The organism is Rickettsia sp. 109562A South Dakota, assembly GCF_055791265.1.
Genome location: NZ_CM147703.1, coordinates 419,969 through 434,228, shown reverse-complemented (window position 1 = coordinate 434,228; position 14,260 = coordinate 419,969). Strand labels below are relative to the sequence as shown.

Sequence of the window (14,260 nt, the reverse complement as noted above, 5' to 3'; positions counted from 1 at the left end):
GAGAAATAATGTCAGAACTTGCAATTGTAACAGGCAGTACTAGAGGAATAGGAAAAGCTACTGCTCTAGAATTAAAAAATAAGGGTCTTACGGTAGTGGCTAATTTTTTCAGTAATTACGATGTTGCTAAAGAAATGGAAGAAAAATACGGCATAAAAACTAAACGTTGGAATGTAGCAGATTTTGAAGAATGTAGAAAAGCAGTAAAGGAAATTGAAGAGGAGTTTAAAAAACCGGTAAGTATTCTTGTAAATAATGCCGGTATTACCAAAGATAAAATGCTACATAAAATGAGTCATCAAGATTGGAATGATATGATTAATGTTAATCTTAATTCTTGTTTCAATATGTCTAGTAGCGTGATAGAGCAGATGCGCAACCAAGATTACGGTCGTATAGTAAATATCAGTTCAATTAATGCTCAAGCAGGGCAGATTGGGCAAACTAATTATTGTGCCGCTAAGGCTGCCATTATTGGTTTTACTAAAGCCTTAGCACGTGAATCTGCTTCTAAAAATATCACCGTTAACTGCATAGCTCCGGGATATATCGCAACAGAAATGGTAGGAGTAGTACCTGGAGACGTGCTTGCTAAAATCGTTAATAGTATCCCCAAAAAAAGACTAGGTACGCCGGAAGAAATAGCTAGAGCCATAGCATTTTTAGTTGATAAAAATGCCGGTTTTATAACAGGTGAGACTATTTCCATCAACGGCGGTCATAATATGATTTAAACAATTAACTAATATAGATTAGAATATGATAGAACAAATATTGCAAGATATTAAAGCACTCTGTAAAGCCGGTAATTATAAAGAAGCATTTAATAAGTTAAAACAAATTAAAGAACTAGCTGAATATAAACAATACTATTACTATGGCAAGGGTATGATTTATGATTGCCAAGCAGACGCTACTCATGATCCAAGAGATAAGCAAGATTTTTATTATAAAGCAGACACTTCATTTCGACAAGTAGCTCAATATCAATCTAAGCCTGAAGATACTTATTTTTTATTAGGAACCACTCTTTATAAAGCAGGTAAATTAAAGAAAGCTGCGAGTGTACTTAAAGAGTATACACCTTGCCAAGAGAATGAGGCAACAGTTCAGGAAATGCGCAAGCAAATAGACGAAAAACTTAATAATAACAATTCACCACCGTTATTGAGAGAAAGTTATTTATATAATAGTCAATTAATTACGGTTAATAATAAATATAACACTAATGAAGATCTTGCGAGAAAAGTATCAATACTAGCAGACAAAGTAGCTAAACATGATCAAGAGATTACAGAAATAAAGCTAATATTGTAGACATAAAAAAACTGTTACGATCTGCAAATATCCCTCTTACTGCAGATATAAACGATCAAATTACAGAATTGAAAGGCATTAATCCTAAATTAGAAGAATATTATAAATGTTTTAATATGGCTTTACACAATGTATTTGTTGCTGCTAGTGCTGTAAGTAGCGGCTTAGTAGTTCCTGATGCGGGGCATTTGGAACGCCTGGAGCCTATTTCTGTTATAAAATGGCTTTGTTACCTTGGTGATATAGCGGTATCCGGTTTTTACATCCTATTGTCACTGCTGTAATAGCAGTTCTGCATGATGCCGGTGATAATATGTTTAACTCTAGGGTAGAAACAAAGCTAGTAGGTGTACTTACTAATTTTAGCAAAATGATTAATAAACAATCTGATATAACCGTACCTATAGGACAAGATTTACAGAAATTAGCTTTATTTTTTTCTAATTTAAGGAGTGTGGAAATCTCAAAAATTAATAAGGCAGATACGCAAAGTAGTTTCAGTAATTTTTTTACGGCTAAACTGCCGATGCAAAATAAATTTTTTCGTTATGATACCAAAGAAATTAATAGTAATCCTATAGAAAAATTAGCGTTTCAAGATGTTATTTCTTTGATTAGTTATATGCATCATCATTCAGAGGATATACTAAAGAGTTTTAAATCGTTTTTAAAACAGATTTTAACTACTTTACAAGAGGGATTAAACACATCATGGGATGATATGAAAAGTACTCCCGGTAATGTAGAGTATGATTTATGGCAAATAGAAAAGCAAATACCTGAATCTCAAAAAATAACTGAGAAAGCAAAAAACGGACAGTTGAAAAGTATAAATATACCTTACATTTCAGTTGATCTCTCAAAACCAATTTTTCAAAAAGTAATACTTTCTTCAACGGGGGTCAGAAGAGGAATTGAAGATTTTCTTAATCAAGATATTATGCAGATAAACTTACTCAAGAAGAGCAAGGCTGTTTCTTCTTATTCTTAGCATATAAAATATTTAGATATGGTAATGAGGAATGTCTCAAATATTTTAGTAGTCAATATCCAGCACTGATTACACAAGTTCTAAAGGATTATCCTCATTTATTTTTTAGGAAAGATGCAATTAACACATGTATTAAAAATGAAGAGGATAAACAAAAAGCATTACTTGAATTACAGTTAAAATCGTCAGATAAATTTTTTAAAAATTGCTTTGAAAAAGTATTCCTTAATTTAGATGTTGTTAAAGTTTTTGTAAAACTTATATTAGAAGAAGAACCTAAACCGAACCCTGCACCTGAACCTGAACTTGTATTTGAAGCTGTAACACTACCTTTTGATATAAATAGTTCGCATTCCAGAGATGATGTTGAAATAGCAGGCGTGAATTACTAAATAAACAAGATGACCAGCATATACCACATTCTTGACCATGTTCCTGCTATTTATAAGCAGGACATGGAAATAGAGTATGAGCATTTGGCAATGCAATTAATTAAGTCCGGTAAATTACGAATAGAGACCGATGATTGCTGCAATTTTGCAAGGTTTACCGAGCCTGCTCTTAATATAAGCTTAATGGTTAGTAAAGAAGAACTAACAAACCCGCATTTAATCCCTGAAACTACCAAGCTTTTTCAAAGTTTATACAGAAATTCCGCTTCAGATCAGAAAATAAAATCAATTTTTGACAATTTAAAAAAGCAAATACAAAAGCTACAGCCGGTTAAGAAAGAAGTAACCGAAATGTTGGCACGTATTTTTGTCCAATCTGCCCATCCGATCGTAATAAGATGGCTTCTTCTTAATAAGACGGAAGTATTTCTTACCTATTCGCATAATATCGGCGATATGATGGATATGGTTAACTGGCAACAGGTAGGAGCTAATAGCGGCATGCAAAGTACTAACGGCAAGGATGTAGCTATTTTTGTTTCATGCGGCGGCAATCCTTTTGCTGAAAACAATAAAGATTATCCGACTTACGGCAACGGCTTTGCTGCGGCAGCAAGACTCCAGATTATCGCAGCTCAAGAACTTGGGCATTTTGCCGATATAAAAAGAGATGATAGAGGTCAGCAAATTACTCGCCATTCGGCTAATTTTTCCGGTACTAAAGCTACGGATAAAGTAAGAATTGCTAGAAGCAATGATATAATACATTGTCATAATTTGCTTCATAAGCTCCTTAAAGCAGGTATGAAAAAGCAGCTAGAATATGAAACGAAACTTAAATTTTATAATGCAAATAAAGTTAGCGGTTTAAAAGTTTACGCTATAAAATTCATGATTTTTATATATAAATTTCGGCTTTTAAATTATAGCAGTAGGCATAATCTAATATTTGTGAAAAAATTTAAAACCGATAAATATATGGCATTAATGATTGATGCTATGTTTAAAGATATGCAAGCTAATTTATCACCGGCAGCTGACGTGTATAAAAATAAAAACCCTGAAATTGCAGAAGCGATAGCCTGCATTGAAGCCTTAGCAAGAGTACCTCAACAAGCCGTAAAATGGGGATATTTAACTACCAAAGAAACTATGCAAGACCTTTATAAAATATATTATAATGAGGTTATACCTTCTTTAATTACTAGCTATAATGCCGTTACCGGTGAAGATTATAAACGTGATTTTAAAAAGCCGAAAAGTAATTTCTTTTCTAAAATTAATATTTTGAGTAACAAGAAATTAGTACTAAAACCGGTTAGGGAATTATGAGCTATTGCTTTAGTATGTCATTCCTGCCTTCGATGAGCTTTGGTGTATGTCTTTATGTCATGCCCGCGTAGGCGGGAATCCAGTAATCAAAAAGCATAAATGCTATTAGTTATTAAAACTAACAAATTTAAATTGCTTCACTTTTTTCTAGATTCCCCGCCTACGCGGGAATGACATACTGAAAGTTGGTACAACACATGATCAAGTCACGGGGTGACACATTTTTAGAACAATATCTTCAACTTTAATGAACCTTGATGGCTAGTATATTTGCTGCACAAATTACAGTTATACGTTGCAAGTAGCTCACTATTCTTATGAGCCGTAAGTAAACTTGCACCTACATTATAGCCGACTTTCAGTGTACTGCTACTTGTAGTGTTCTCAAAGTAATTATCTGCCCAAATAAATTTAGCTTTTACCTTAGGTTGCTTATTGTTGAAGCTATTTTCTACGGAAGCATGCAGCCCCGGTACTATTTTCGTTTGATAATCTCTTAGGAGCGGTTATTTTTATGCCCGCAATCCCTGTAGTTAAATTACCGGACTTACCTGCGATATACATATTATTCACGCCTGTACCAGTTTCGGTATAAGCATTATCTTTATATGTATTATATCTAATACCGATATTAGGCATTAAATTTATACTATCAACAACAGAGAATTGATAACCGACCATTACATTACCCTCAAAGCCGTAAGCTTTACTTGTATATTTACCGCTAGCCGTTTTATCGCTATTAGGCCCGACTTGTCTTAAATTCTTTGTGTTAATTTTACTGTTACTGTTACTTGCAGAGAATATTTCTTGTAATATAAAACCGCTACCAAATTGTTGCTGACCATATAGAGAAATAACATCGCTTTCTGCCGATAATTTATCACCCATACTTGAACCTTTAAACTTAAAGTCAGAGTTCATACGGCTATATGCAATACCGACAAGACTGTTTTCCCCGATATAAAGATCACCGCTGATTGGGTGTACCGCCTGCTACCGTGCCTTTATAGCTAGGATTACCTTTATATGCATCTTGATTACTTGAACCGAAAGTACCGGCAACCCATAATCCTTTTTTAGTAACTATAGGGTTTTCTTCATCACCTGCTGCAACTGCTATCATACTACCGCCTGATAGGTGATTATTAATGTTAGAAGTTACTGCTTCATGTAACAGGTACTACACTAAGCGATCTTGTTCCTTGTTCTGCTAAATGCTGTACTGTTGCTTTTTCTTTATTAGGTGCGATTTGAGCTAAGTGTGCTACGAATAATAAAGATTGCTCTTGCTTTGTTTTAGCCTTTATAACCGTATCATCACTAGCTACTTTAGCAACTTCTTTAAGCTCAGCTTTATTATTTACTAATTCCTTAGCAAGTTCTACCGCATGTTTTTCAGGATTTTGCATAACAAGTGCAAATTTCTCTCTGATCACTTCTTGGTGTGCTTCCACTACCTTAACTTCTTACGATGCAGCAGGAGCAGCAACATTAGCAATAACATTTGCTAGTTCCGGCTTTGGTGGTGTAACTGCTACTTGAACTTGTTGGCTCTGGCTGTTGAGCTTGCTGATTTATCTGAGCTTGTACTTGAGCATATTGCTGCTGATCTTGTTGATTACCTTGTTGGTTTTGCTGCCCCTGTCCTTGTTGCTGGTTCTGCTGCTGACCGCCTTGTTGATTCTGCTGTTGAGCCTGAACCTGTGCTTGTGCATTGATCGGTAAAGTTAAAGTTTCCTGTACCGGCATCATAATTATGACCTACAGGAGCAAACGCAGCTCCATTAACCGTGAAAAGAGCGAGTGCCGCTACTTCATCTGCCGGACGTGCACCATCAACAGTAATTGTGATATTTGTAGCGGCTGCAGCAACAGGTGCATTATTTTGGAAAATTAAACCGGTTCCTGCAACGGCATTTAAGGTAATATTATTAGAAAATACTACGTCACCGGTAAAAATTAAGTTATGTCTAAGATTGAATGTTGAACCGTTAATATTAGCATTTCCATAGATTGTAACAGGATTAGCGTGAACATTATAAGTTCCTGCATCAAAATTAACTTGAGCCGCATGAATATTTTTATGCAGATTGTGGACATGATTACCTGTAAATATTAGCTTCTCTATTCTTTTATTTACTGCACCGACACCGTAAATATCAGGAGTATTTACATAAGTTACTTCACCTTGATTAGCATTTTTAGTAGTAATATCACCGATGAAATCCTCATTGAATTTGACTTTACCACGGCCTGTAAATTCTAAATTACCGGTATTTACATTGCCTGCATTATCAACAGCATGCATATCAAGTTTTTCTTCAAATATAATATCATTGACTGCTACTTTAATTTTCTTTGCATATACATCGCTTTTAAATGTAGTTTTCTTCCCGGTTTCAATATCTATTTCAGCAACTCTTTTATCCCTTATACCTATATCCATAGAAAAATCTACAGTATTTTTGTTATGTCCTTTCACTTGAATTTTACCATAACCATCCCCCATACTTCCAAGCTCATCAATAGCAACCCCAGATTGTACATTTATATTTTGTTGAGAAGGATCTACGATTAGTGCGGAATTTTTTTCCAGTATAATATCTCTAGAATGAACATCAGATTTTAAAGTTATTGATTCATAATCATCTACTTCCATTAGATAAATACTATTACCCATTTTACCGATAGCTTTTTCAAAGACAGCATCGTTCTTTATTCCTATTATTCCTCTAGCAATACCGTTAGAATATATTGGAGCATTTACCGTAATGGCATTTTGAAAAACGAGTTTAGTACTCCCTCCTGCCATTTCTAAAGAATCAACAGCACTAATATCATCACCGGTAATAATTAATTCAGAAACCTATACCCTGACCGCTTCGAAGTCGTATCTGTACTTTTGCATTGTGTTATTACCTCCAAATGCAAGAGGTGCTCCTAAAGCTTTTTGAACTGCCGTTTGGGCTTGGTTGTTATTAACATTAACTATATTATTAATACTAACTGTACGAGTTGGATTATTCGCATGAATTACAAATCCATCTGAACTATAACCGTAAAGATTAATATTACCTATATTAATACTTGTATCAAAATTTATGTTCTGCCTATTTTCTATTAGAATAATATTATCGCCATTTTGTGGAGCATAATTACCTCCATTATGCTGCCAAGAACCCTGATTCCACATATAAACGTGTCCTCCTACGGCAGCAATATCCGCTGCCGAGCTTTCCATGCTTGCAAGTAGTCCAATACTACTGGTTGCTAGTAAAAATTTATTTAAAAAAGTTTCTTCTTAATAGTCATAATTTCCCCCTATAACTTGTTGTTTTTAATAGTTTGACCACTTAACTTATTGCATATAATATACTATTTATTTACGACATATAACAATTAATTAATAAATTTACTATTGATTAATATTTATTAACTATTTATGATTGAGCGATTTATGCAATAACACTTTATTCATCATCTATATTAGAAAGCTCATCTTGTAATTCTTGAGAAAATACATCCTCATCATCGTTAGAATCATTCAATTTCTTAAGAGAGTTTTTGAAATTATTTAAGTCTCTATTTTCAAATATTTCAATAGATTTTAAAGTCTCGTTTGGAATTATAACTATAATATTTTTACTTAATTCATCTAAATAATCAGTGGTGACGGAAACTTTCAGCACTCCTGAATATTTGCTCTGTTTGCTACTTACTATAAAATCTTTTAAAGATTTACTTTTAAAATAATTTTCAGAAGTAAAGATCATTGTTATAAAAAATAGTACTACCGAGATAGTAACGCCTACGGCAAATCCTGCTAATAGCCCTAAGAATCTGTCAATAAAACCGTTTCTCATAAACGAAATTATAGCAAGAAATTTGTAAACTATAAAAACACATAAAATTAAAGAAATAACATAAGATATAACACCGGCAATAATTATTCTTATAACCTCATTATCCATATATTTCCCGATTAATTCAGAAATATATGGATATAAGAAATATGCTAGCATTATAGAAGTAATAAAACCGAGTATTCTAGTTGAAAACCCGATTATGCCTTGACATAACCCAAAAAATGAGAAAATAGTAATAATAGCAAAAATAGTAATATCAAAAAATGTGATCATTATTGTTAACTTCTATTGAATAATTTGATTTAAATCTTATATATTAATTATTATAATTAAAGTTTTATTTATGAGCGATAAAATTTTTCATAACTTATCCGGTAAAACACTCGTTGCTACACCGCATGTAATTACAAAGGGCATTTACCATAAGTCCTTAATTTATATGTTATCACATACGGAAGAAGGAGCAATAGGATTAATTTTTAATCGTTTAGTAAATCATATAGATTTAAAATCATTTTTTAAAATAAAAAATGACGAAATAACAAACCCCGTGATGGTTCCTATATATCTTGGCGGACCAGTAGAACATGAAAAAGGGTTTTTTCTTCATTCTAGCGATTATAATAAAAATTTGTTATTGGATTTCCATAACGATTTAGCAGTAAGCTCTAATTTAGAAATTTCGGAAGATATAGCTTTCGGTAAAGGACCTAAAAATAGCTTATTCATTGTCGGTTATACCTCATGGAAATCGGGACAGCTTGAAGAAGAATTAGAAAAAAATCTATGGCTGGTTATGGATTGTAATAAAGAATTTATTTTTGCCGATAATCCTGAAAGTAAATGGCATAATGCATTAAAGCACTTAGGTATTGATGAAATACATTTCTCATCACAAATAGGAAATGCTTAGATAACGTCATTGGGCATGACTCATATGTCATTCCTGCGAAAGCAGGAATCCACACACAGTCAAAAGCACAAGTACCATTGGTTTTTAAACTGATATGGCTAAACTGTCTCACTTTTTTCTGGATTCCCGCTTTTAGCTAGGAATAACATTTTTATTTAATCAATATTTTTCGGTAAGCCTAAGCAATAATGCTTTAAAAATTTTCCCTGACTACTAATTAAATACACAAAATTAGAATGTTGTAATTCATATTTGTTTGTTTTCATATCGAATATTTTTAATGTATAAAAGACCTTAAATTGATCTGCTAATTGTTCAATATCTTGTACTTTTCCTGTTAAACCTATAAAATTAACATCTATTTTTTCTAAATATTTTTTTAACACCTCACTTGTATCATGCTCAGGATCTAGAGTAATAAAAACTACTTGTACTAAAATATTCTCTTTCTTCAAAATCTTAATAATATCTTCTACTTTTTTTAGTGCTTGATTGTCATACAAGGAATAAGTAGTACCAAAATAAATTAAACTTAAATGACCTTGCAAATGGGTACTATCAAATTTCTTTCCTTCTTGATCTATAAGAGTAAACTTAATTTTAAGCGCATCATCCATATTACTAGTTTTCGCACCGATCTTAAGCTTAGACGGCGTTAATGAAGAATAAAATAGACATCTTAACTACTCCTGCACGTGAAAATCAACCAAATTTAATGGTTTATAACAGTAATTATTTAAATAACAATAATTCATTTGCCCAGTCAATTCTTAATACGTTTTTTACAAAAGATTTTAGATACTCTGCCAACTAAATTTATTTTAGTAATAAAAGACTATTGCAATAAAAAACGATCAATCTCCCAATACTCAAAATAAGGTAAAAGAACTTGCTAATATATTATGGGAATTTACTAATTTATTTGAAGCCATAGATACAGATAATAATCTATCCGTAATTTTTACCGACACGATAAATGACAAAGAACCAGTTCAAATATCTAATATTTTTAATGAAGCTCTTAAAGAAAAAAGCTTCAGTGAAAAACAAAAATCTATTATTGCTAAACTAGCATTCAATTCATATGTTCTCTCTCAGCCTAGTAATAAGCCAAAATACGGAACAATATTAAAGCTTCAATAAAGATTGAATCACACCTAATGAAAGTAATAAAATAACTATAAATGACCGTAATTCAGAAAATATTTTAAGTGCTACAAAGATGATTAATCTAGAAATAAAGTCTAATATAGATGCGCTGAAAACAGAAATAAATAAAGTATGGAATAAAGAAAAAAATACAATATTTGATCCAGCTAAAAATCAAAAATTAGCACAACTAATAAAAATCCTAAAAAATTCTCAAACTAGGGACAATAAAGACAAAACTATAGAAAATTTTCTCAAGGTTAGTGATGAATTATATCCTATTTTACAAATTTCAAAACCGGAAAATAGTTTAAATGCTCTTATAAATTATTTGAAATATTTTTCCAATATCAACAATTTTCAAGAGAATTCAAATTTAATTAATTCTTCAGAGTGGTTTGATAATTTATTTAGCGAGGTAGCAGGCTATAATATAAATGAAGAATTATTAGTAGCTTTTATAGCGACGATAGATAATACTAAAGATGCGTTTCTTAAAAAATTAAATGAAGCTGTTCAGAATTTTTATAATAACATAAAAACTAACAAAACTTTAGATACCGCAGAAGTTAATAATATATTTAAGCTAAGAGGATTTTTAACAAAAATTAAAAGCGCTAATATAAAAAACTTAGCGGATATTAAAACTAACTTAAAATCAAATTTAATAAATTTATCTCTGACTTTATCTATAGATAAAAATATTACTAATTTACAAAACTTAATAAATCCCATCAATGAAGAAGATGCTAAATCGCTATGGGAATATATTATTGGTTCTATAACAGAAATTAGCAAAGGTGAAGATATTAATTTAGTAATCTATAACAAGCTGCTCAATTCTGAAATATCCCCACGACAAGAGATAGATACTTATAACAAGTTAGAGGAATTATTAAAAAACGCTTTTGAATCTATACCTCAAGAACATAAAAAAGGAGCATCTTATAAGCAGGAAGAGAAATCTTATAAGCGTCAATTAGATAAAATTCACTGCCAAGAAGCCAAAATATCCACAATGACGCCAGATCAATCAATAGAGTTATATAAAAAAGCTGCCGAACTTGGTTCTGTTAAAGCAAATATAGAACTCGATAAGAAGAATTATTCTGAAGCTATCAAATATTTACACAATACTAATGATACAACTAATACATCAATAGCTTTTAAAAACTTGATCAATGAGCAAAAATCGAAAATAATAAACAAACTACAAAGCAATACTCAAGATGCAATTAAATTATCTTCGGAATTAACTGAATTATCTTTAAAACAAGCTAAGTTTAAGTGCCACGGTCAAACAATATCCGCAACAAAAGCACAAGAATCAACAAAAAGAGCGTTTTATGACGTGATAACGGCAATAGAAAGGATAGGAGAAGATAGCAATTATGAAATGTTAGTTCATCTTTATAAATGTTTAGGTGATTTATCTTCATCATTTCATGATAAACTTAAATTTAATAAAAAAGCTAAAAAATACGATAATTTAGCCCAAGGGTTTAGTAGTAATATAGAAGAAGAGTCAGAAGATGAATCATCTGTTGATCTATATAATACAGAATATAATCTCCTTCACTCTAATAGAGATACGGCTCATTCATGGAATATAGCTACATTTTCTAAAGAAAATGTAGATTTTTTAGGCAATTATAATTATGACGCAGAAAAAAATATCTAATATTATATTCAAATTAATATCTCTTAATACAATTTTTATAGACAAGTAGAAATGAGTTGCTAGTATAAAAATAAGCTATATTTAACTATGAATTAGATTATGACAAATAATCAATTTTCCGAAGATACCAAAAAAATCGCCGATCAAATAAAAGATGCATTAATGGGTATTAGTGACGATCTTGTGCTTGAGAATAAAGAGGTAGAGGAAATTTTTGAAGAATTAAGCCAAAATGAAGAATTGGAGTATGAGATAGAGCGAATACTTGCTATCTTAAACGAACAAACTATGGATTTGACTCAACTGCAAAGCCGAATTATCTTATTAATCCGTAAGTATTTAGGTAAAACTAAAAACTTAAAGCTTAAAATGCTTAAAGTGGATGAGAAGCTCATTAACAAGAATGTTGCCGAAGTCAGTAATTATTTAATGCATCAACATTCTAAAATAGTTAGAGATGCTAATAAAAACCTTGCAAACCCAAAAGATAAATTGCAAGGTTTAACCAAACAAGCTAGAATAGACTTAAAACGTTTATTAAAAAGCTTTGCCGTTTATCAAATTTATATGTTTATGAACCCAAAAAGAATAGCAGGCGAAACGAAGCTAATGAACTTTTCCTATAATATGATCAGAGGTGGAATGAAACTCGCTAAAAAATATGAAGGTGGCAAGGAAAAAGACATTAAATCATATTCACCTAAACTTATTAAAAAGCTTGAAAAAGCTCATGCCGGCTTTAAAAAAAGCGGCGGTATATCAATTTAACTATTCTTCTCTTCTTTCTACTAAATGAAAAATATTTTTCTGCACTCCTTAATTCTCGAGAATTATCGTAATTTTAAAAATCTTGAACTGAAAACAGATAATTCCCCTATAATTCTTATAGGGGAAAACGGTAGCGGTAAAACTAATATTTTAGAAGCAATATCGCTGTTTTATCCAGGAAGAGGACTCCGGTCGGCTAAACTTGCCGATATATGCAAAACTTCAGAAGATCATTGCTCTATTAAAGCTTTATTACAAAGTAAATTAGGGCTTGCAGAGTTCACTACACAATTCAAGCGTAGTTCAAATAGAAGAATAACCGAATATAACGAAAGTAAAATAGCCAATAACGAGTTAAGTAAATTCACTAGTATGGCATGGTTAACTCCGCAAATGGAAGGAATCTTTACAAGCGGAACCGTAGAAAGAAGAAAATTCCTTGATAGAATAGTTTATAATTTTGATCCAAAGCACGCAGAATTAGTGGGCAAGTATGAATATTATATGCATGAGAGAAATAAAATTCTAGCAGAAGAAATACAAGATGATAATTGGCTGAAAATCATCGAAGAAAAGATGGCTGATATTTCTAACCATATTGCCGTTAACCGCTTAAAAACCTTAGAATTTATGCAGCAAGCAATAGATGATCTTGAAAATGAGTTTCCAAAAGCCGATTTATCGATTGACGGCATTGTTGAACAAAAAATATTAGACGGTGAAGAGAATATTGTTAGTGTTATTACGGCAGAACTTTATAAAACAAGAAGCAAAGATAAATTAATCGGTCGCACTAGTTTTGGAGTTCATAAAAGCGACTTTCTAGTGAAGCATAAAAAGAAAAATATCTTAGCAAAACTCTGTTCTACCGGTGAGCAAAAAGCCATATTAATTGCGATAATTCTTGCTGAAATGAATTATGCTATAAAGCTAACTAAAATAGCACCGGTTTTACTTTTGGATGAAGTCTTTGTGCATCTAGACGATAAAAGACGTGAGTATTTAACTGAATTTTTTACCGATTTAAATTTGCAGTTATGGATTACCGCTACCGATTTAGAAAGTATAGAAAATTTTGCAAGTAAAGCACAATTGATTAAATTATAATTATGATCATTTAGTTTGTATTATTTTCAAATAACCTAAATTAGCATACTCTATAATTTTTTGATCAAAAGTAAATAAATACGCATTAGCCGTTCTAGCAGCGGCTATAATAAATCTATCTGCCGGATCTTTATGTTCATAATGAGGCAAAAGGCAGCTTTGTATTAAAATTGAAACCGAAAGGTCAATTAAATTTAAGCCCGGTATAGATAGTAACTTATCAATCCAATCATTTAACTCAATTGAAAACGCTATTTTACCTTTATTTTCAAGCATTACTATTTCCCATATAGATATAGTAGAGATATATAACTTATTTTCTTCTCTTATTTTTTCTATTAAATTTATTTGTGCTTCAGATAATCTAATTCCTTCTACATACCAAATTAATATATGAGTATCTAAAATTAAACTCTCTTGGTTGCTAGCTTCAATATCAGTCATTATTTACTTCCCAATCAGATTCACAAGAAAAATTTACTATATCGTCATTAATTTTAACAGTGCCTCTTAAACAGCCAAAATAACTTTTTTTATTTTCTTTGGCATCAATCTCTAGAGGTACTATCTTAGCAACCGGCAGTTTTCTTTTGGTTATAATAAAAGAATTATGTTTACTTTTAACTTGATCAACTAGATTTAAGAAATGCTTTTTAAACTCGGTAGCAGATATTTGAACATTACTATTTTTCATAATATGAATATAATTAATATTTACCTTAAATACTATATGACCACTAA

17 protein-coding genes and 2 pseudogenes are annotated in these 14,260 nt (G+C 31.4%); 10 read left to right on the top strand and 9 right to left on the bottom strand.

From position 1 onward, the window contains the following. The first annotated feature begins 8 nt into the window (after nucleotides 1-8). The 5 genes from ACIAS7_RS02485 (at nucleotide 9) to ACIAS7_RS02465 (ending at nucleotide 4,032) form a co-directional block, all read left to right on the top strand. Nucleotides 9-734 (top strand): SDR family oxidoreductase, encoded by a 726-nt coding sequence (locus ACIAS7_RS02485; protein ID WP_473199205.1) that lies wholly within the window; start codon nucleotides 9-11, stop codon nucleotides 732-734. A 25-nt stretch (nucleotides 735-759) separates the two neighbouring features. Then, a complete protein-coding gene (locus ACIAS7_RS02480; RefSeq protein ID WP_473199204.1) occupies nucleotides 760-1,317 on the top strand; it encodes a hypothetical protein in 558 nt (185 codons plus the stop codon). A 68-nt stretch (nucleotides 1,318-1,385) separates the two neighbouring features. After that, a complete protein-coding gene (locus tag ACIAS7_RS02475; protein ID WP_473199203.1) occupies nucleotides 1,386-1,601 on the top strand; it encodes a hypothetical protein in 216 nt (71 codons plus the stop codon). Nucleotides 1,602-1,630: 29 nt separating this feature from the next. Continuing rightward, nucleotides 1,631-2,308 (top strand): hypothetical protein, encoded by a 678-nt coding sequence (locus tag ACIAS7_RS02470; protein WP_473199202.1) that lies wholly within the window; start codon nucleotides 1,631-1,633, stop codon nucleotides 2,306-2,308. Between the two features lie 401 nt (nucleotides 2,309-2,709). Next, nucleotides 2,710-4,032, top strand: a complete 1,323-nt coding sequence (locus ACIAS7_RS02465) for a DUF2748 family protein (protein WP_473199201.1) — start codon at nucleotides 2,710-2,712, stop codon at nucleotides 4,030-4,032. Between the two features lie 224 nt (nucleotides 4,033-4,256). Here ACIAS7_RS02465 and ACIAS7_RS02460 read toward each other — a convergent pair. The 6 genes and pseudogenes from ACIAS7_RS02460 to ACIAS7_RS02435 form a co-directional block, all read right to left on the bottom strand. Next, a pseudogene (locus ACIAS7_RS02460) lies at nucleotides 4,257-4,956 on the bottom strand (autotransporter outer membrane beta-barrel domain-containing protein). A gap of 46 nt (nucleotides 4,957-5,002) precedes the next feature. Continuing rightward, nucleotides 5,003-5,158 carry a hypothetical protein gene (locus ACIAS7_RS02455; RefSeq protein ID WP_473199200.1) on the bottom strand — a complete coding sequence of 52 codons (156 nt, stop codon included), beginning with the start codon at nucleotides 5,156-5,158 and terminating at the stop codon, nucleotides 5,003-5,005. Between the two features lie 43 nt (nucleotides 5,159-5,201). Continuing rightward, nucleotides 5,202-5,489 (bottom strand): hypothetical protein, encoded by a 288-nt coding sequence (locus ACIAS7_RS02450; protein ID WP_473199199.1) that lies wholly within the window; start codon nucleotides 5,487-5,489, stop codon nucleotides 5,202-5,204. A gap of 164 nt (nucleotides 5,490-5,653) precedes the next feature. Next, nucleotides 5,654-6,847 carry a hypothetical protein gene (locus tag ACIAS7_RS02445; protein WP_473199198.1) on the bottom strand — a complete coding sequence of 398 codons (1,194 nt, stop codon included), beginning with the start codon at nucleotides 6,845-6,847 and terminating at the stop codon, nucleotides 5,654-5,656. Between the two features lie 54 nt (nucleotides 6,848-6,901). After that, nucleotides 6,902-7,276: a hypothetical protein gene (locus ACIAS7_RS02440; RefSeq protein WP_473199197.1), complete on the bottom strand. Its 375-nt coding sequence runs from the start codon at nucleotides 7,274-7,276 to the stop codon at nucleotides 6,902-6,904. 229 nt (nucleotides 7,277-7,505) lie between these two features. Then, complete coding sequence (locus ACIAS7_RS02435) at nucleotides 7,506-8,174, bottom strand: CvpA family protein (RefSeq protein WP_473199196.1); 669 nt, start codon at nucleotides 8,172-8,174, stop codon at nucleotides 7,506-7,508. 70 nt (nucleotides 8,175-8,244) lie between these two features. Here ACIAS7_RS02435 and ACIAS7_RS02430 point away from each other — a divergent pair, with 70 nt between their 5' ends. Further along, a complete protein-coding gene (locus ACIAS7_RS02430) occupies nucleotides 8,245-8,814 on the top strand; it encodes a YqgE/AlgH family protein (protein WP_473199195.1) in 570 nt (189 codons plus the stop codon). Between the two features lie 155 nt (nucleotides 8,815-8,969). On the opposite strand, the pseudogene ACIAS7_RS02425 reads toward ACIAS7_RS02430, so the two are convergent. Next, nucleotides 8,970-9,491, bottom strand: a pseudogene (locus ACIAS7_RS02425) (SCO family protein); the annotation flags it as partial. On the opposite strand from ACIAS7_RS02425, the gene ACIAS7_RS02420 reads away from it, so the two are divergent. From ACIAS7_RS02420 to recF, 4 genes are all read left to right on the top strand, one after another. Next, on the top strand, nucleotides 9,473-9,628 hold the full coding sequence (locus tag ACIAS7_RS02420) for a hypothetical protein (protein WP_473199194.1): 156 nt from the start codon (nucleotides 9,473-9,475) through the stop codon (nucleotides 9,626-9,628). The pseudogene ACIAS7_RS02425 and the gene ACIAS7_RS02420 sit on opposite strands and share 19 nt — an antisense overlap. Before the next feature lie 408 nt (nucleotides 9,629-10,036). Then, nucleotides 10,037-11,644 carry a hypothetical protein gene (locus tag ACIAS7_RS02415; RefSeq protein ID WP_473199193.1) on the top strand — a complete coding sequence of 536 codons (1,608 nt, stop codon included), beginning with the start codon at nucleotides 10,037-10,039 and terminating at the stop codon, nucleotides 11,642-11,644. 99 nt (nucleotides 11,645-11,743) lie between these two features. Then, nucleotides 11,744-12,412: a DUF5394 family protein gene (locus ACIAS7_RS02410; RefSeq protein WP_473199192.1), complete on the top strand. Its 669-nt coding sequence runs from the start codon at nucleotides 11,744-11,746 to the stop codon at nucleotides 12,410-12,412. Nucleotides 12,413-12,436: 24 nt separating this feature from the next. After that, nucleotides 12,437-13,519: a DNA replication/repair protein RecF gene (recF, locus tag ACIAS7_RS02405; RefSeq protein ID WP_473199191.1), complete on the top strand. Its 1,083-nt coding sequence runs from the start codon at nucleotides 12,437-12,439 to the stop codon at nucleotides 13,517-13,519. A gap of 6 nt (nucleotides 13,520-13,525) precedes the next feature. Here the strand turns inward: recF and ACIAS7_RS02400 are convergent, their stop codons facing one another. Together ACIAS7_RS02400 and ACIAS7_RS02395 are read right to left on the bottom strand one after the other, a co-directional pair. Beyond that, a complete protein-coding gene (locus ACIAS7_RS02400) occupies nucleotides 13,526-13,963 on the bottom strand; it encodes a type II toxin-antitoxin system VapC family toxin (RefSeq protein WP_473199190.1) in 438 nt (145 codons plus the stop codon). Continuing rightward, nucleotides 13,956-14,213: a type II toxin-antitoxin system Phd/YefM family antitoxin gene (locus ACIAS7_RS02395; protein ID WP_473199189.1), complete on the bottom strand. Its 258-nt coding sequence runs from the start codon at nucleotides 14,211-14,213 to the stop codon at nucleotides 13,956-13,958. The genes ACIAS7_RS02400 and ACIAS7_RS02395 overlap by 8 nt, the downstream gene beginning before the upstream one ends. Between the last annotated feature and the right edge of the window lie 47 nt (nucleotides 14,214-14,260).

What these genes read in the sequence shown, in the direction of transcription:
- ACIAS7_RS02470 (WP_473199202.1), top strand. Translation starts at nt 1,631, where the DNA reads ATGTTTAACTCTAGGGTAGAAACAAAGCTAGTAGGTGTACTTACTAAT.
- ACIAS7_RS02410 (WP_473199192.1), top strand. Translation starts at nt 11,744, where the DNA reads ATGACAAATAATCAATTTTCCGAAGATACCAAAAAAATCGCCGATCAA.
- recF (WP_473199191.1), top strand. Translation starts at nt 12,437, where the DNA reads ATGAAAAATATTTTTCTGCACTCCTTAATTCTCGAGAATTATCGTAAT.
- ACIAS7_RS02455 (WP_473199200.1), bottom strand. Translation starts at nt 5,158, where the DNA reads ATGATAGCAGTTGCAGCAGGTGATGAAGAAAACCCTATAGTTACTAAA.
- ACIAS7_RS02395 (WP_473199189.1), bottom strand. Translation starts at nt 14,213, where the DNA reads ATGAAAAATAGTAATGTTCAAATATCTGCTACCGAGTTTAAAAAGCAT.
- ACIAS7_RS02430 (WP_473199195.1), top strand. Translation starts at nt 8,245, where the DNA reads ATGAGCGATAAAATTTTTCATAACTTATCCGGTAAAACACTCGTTGCT.
- ACIAS7_RS02435 (WP_473199196.1), bottom strand. Translation starts at nt 8,174, where the DNA reads ATGATCACATTTTTTGATATTACTATTTTTGCTATTATTACTATTTTC.
- ACIAS7_RS02400 (WP_473199190.1), bottom strand. Translation starts at nt 13,963, where the DNA reads ATGACTGATATTGAAGCTAGCAACCAAGAGAGTTTAATTTTAGATACT.
- ACIAS7_RS02445 (WP_473199198.1), bottom strand. Translation starts at nt 6,847, where the DNA reads ATGGCAGGAGGGAGTACTAAACTCGTTTTTCAAAATGCCATTACGGTA.
- ACIAS7_RS02440 (WP_473199197.1), bottom strand. Translation starts at nt 7,276, where the DNA reads ATGGAAAGCTCGGCAGCGGATATTGCTGCCGTAGGAGGACACGTTTAT.
- ACIAS7_RS02420 (WP_473199194.1), top strand. Translation starts at nt 9,473, where the DNA reads ATGAAGAATAAAATAGACATCTTAACTACTCCTGCACGTGAAAATCAA.
- ACIAS7_RS02465 (WP_473199201.1), top strand. Translation starts at nt 2,710, where the DNA reads ATGACCAGCATATACCACATTCTTGACCATGTTCCTGCTATTTATAAG.
- ACIAS7_RS02485 (WP_473199205.1), top strand. Translation starts at nt 9, where the DNA reads ATGTCAGAACTTGCAATTGTAACAGGCAGTACTAGAGGAATAGGAAAA.
- ACIAS7_RS02480 (WP_473199204.1), top strand. Translation starts at nt 760, where the DNA reads ATGATAGAACAAATATTGCAAGATATTAAAGCACTCTGTAAAGCCGGT.
- ACIAS7_RS02415 (WP_473199193.1), top strand. Translation starts at nt 10,037, where the DNA reads ATGATTAATCTAGAAATAAAGTCTAATATAGATGCGCTGAAAACAGAA.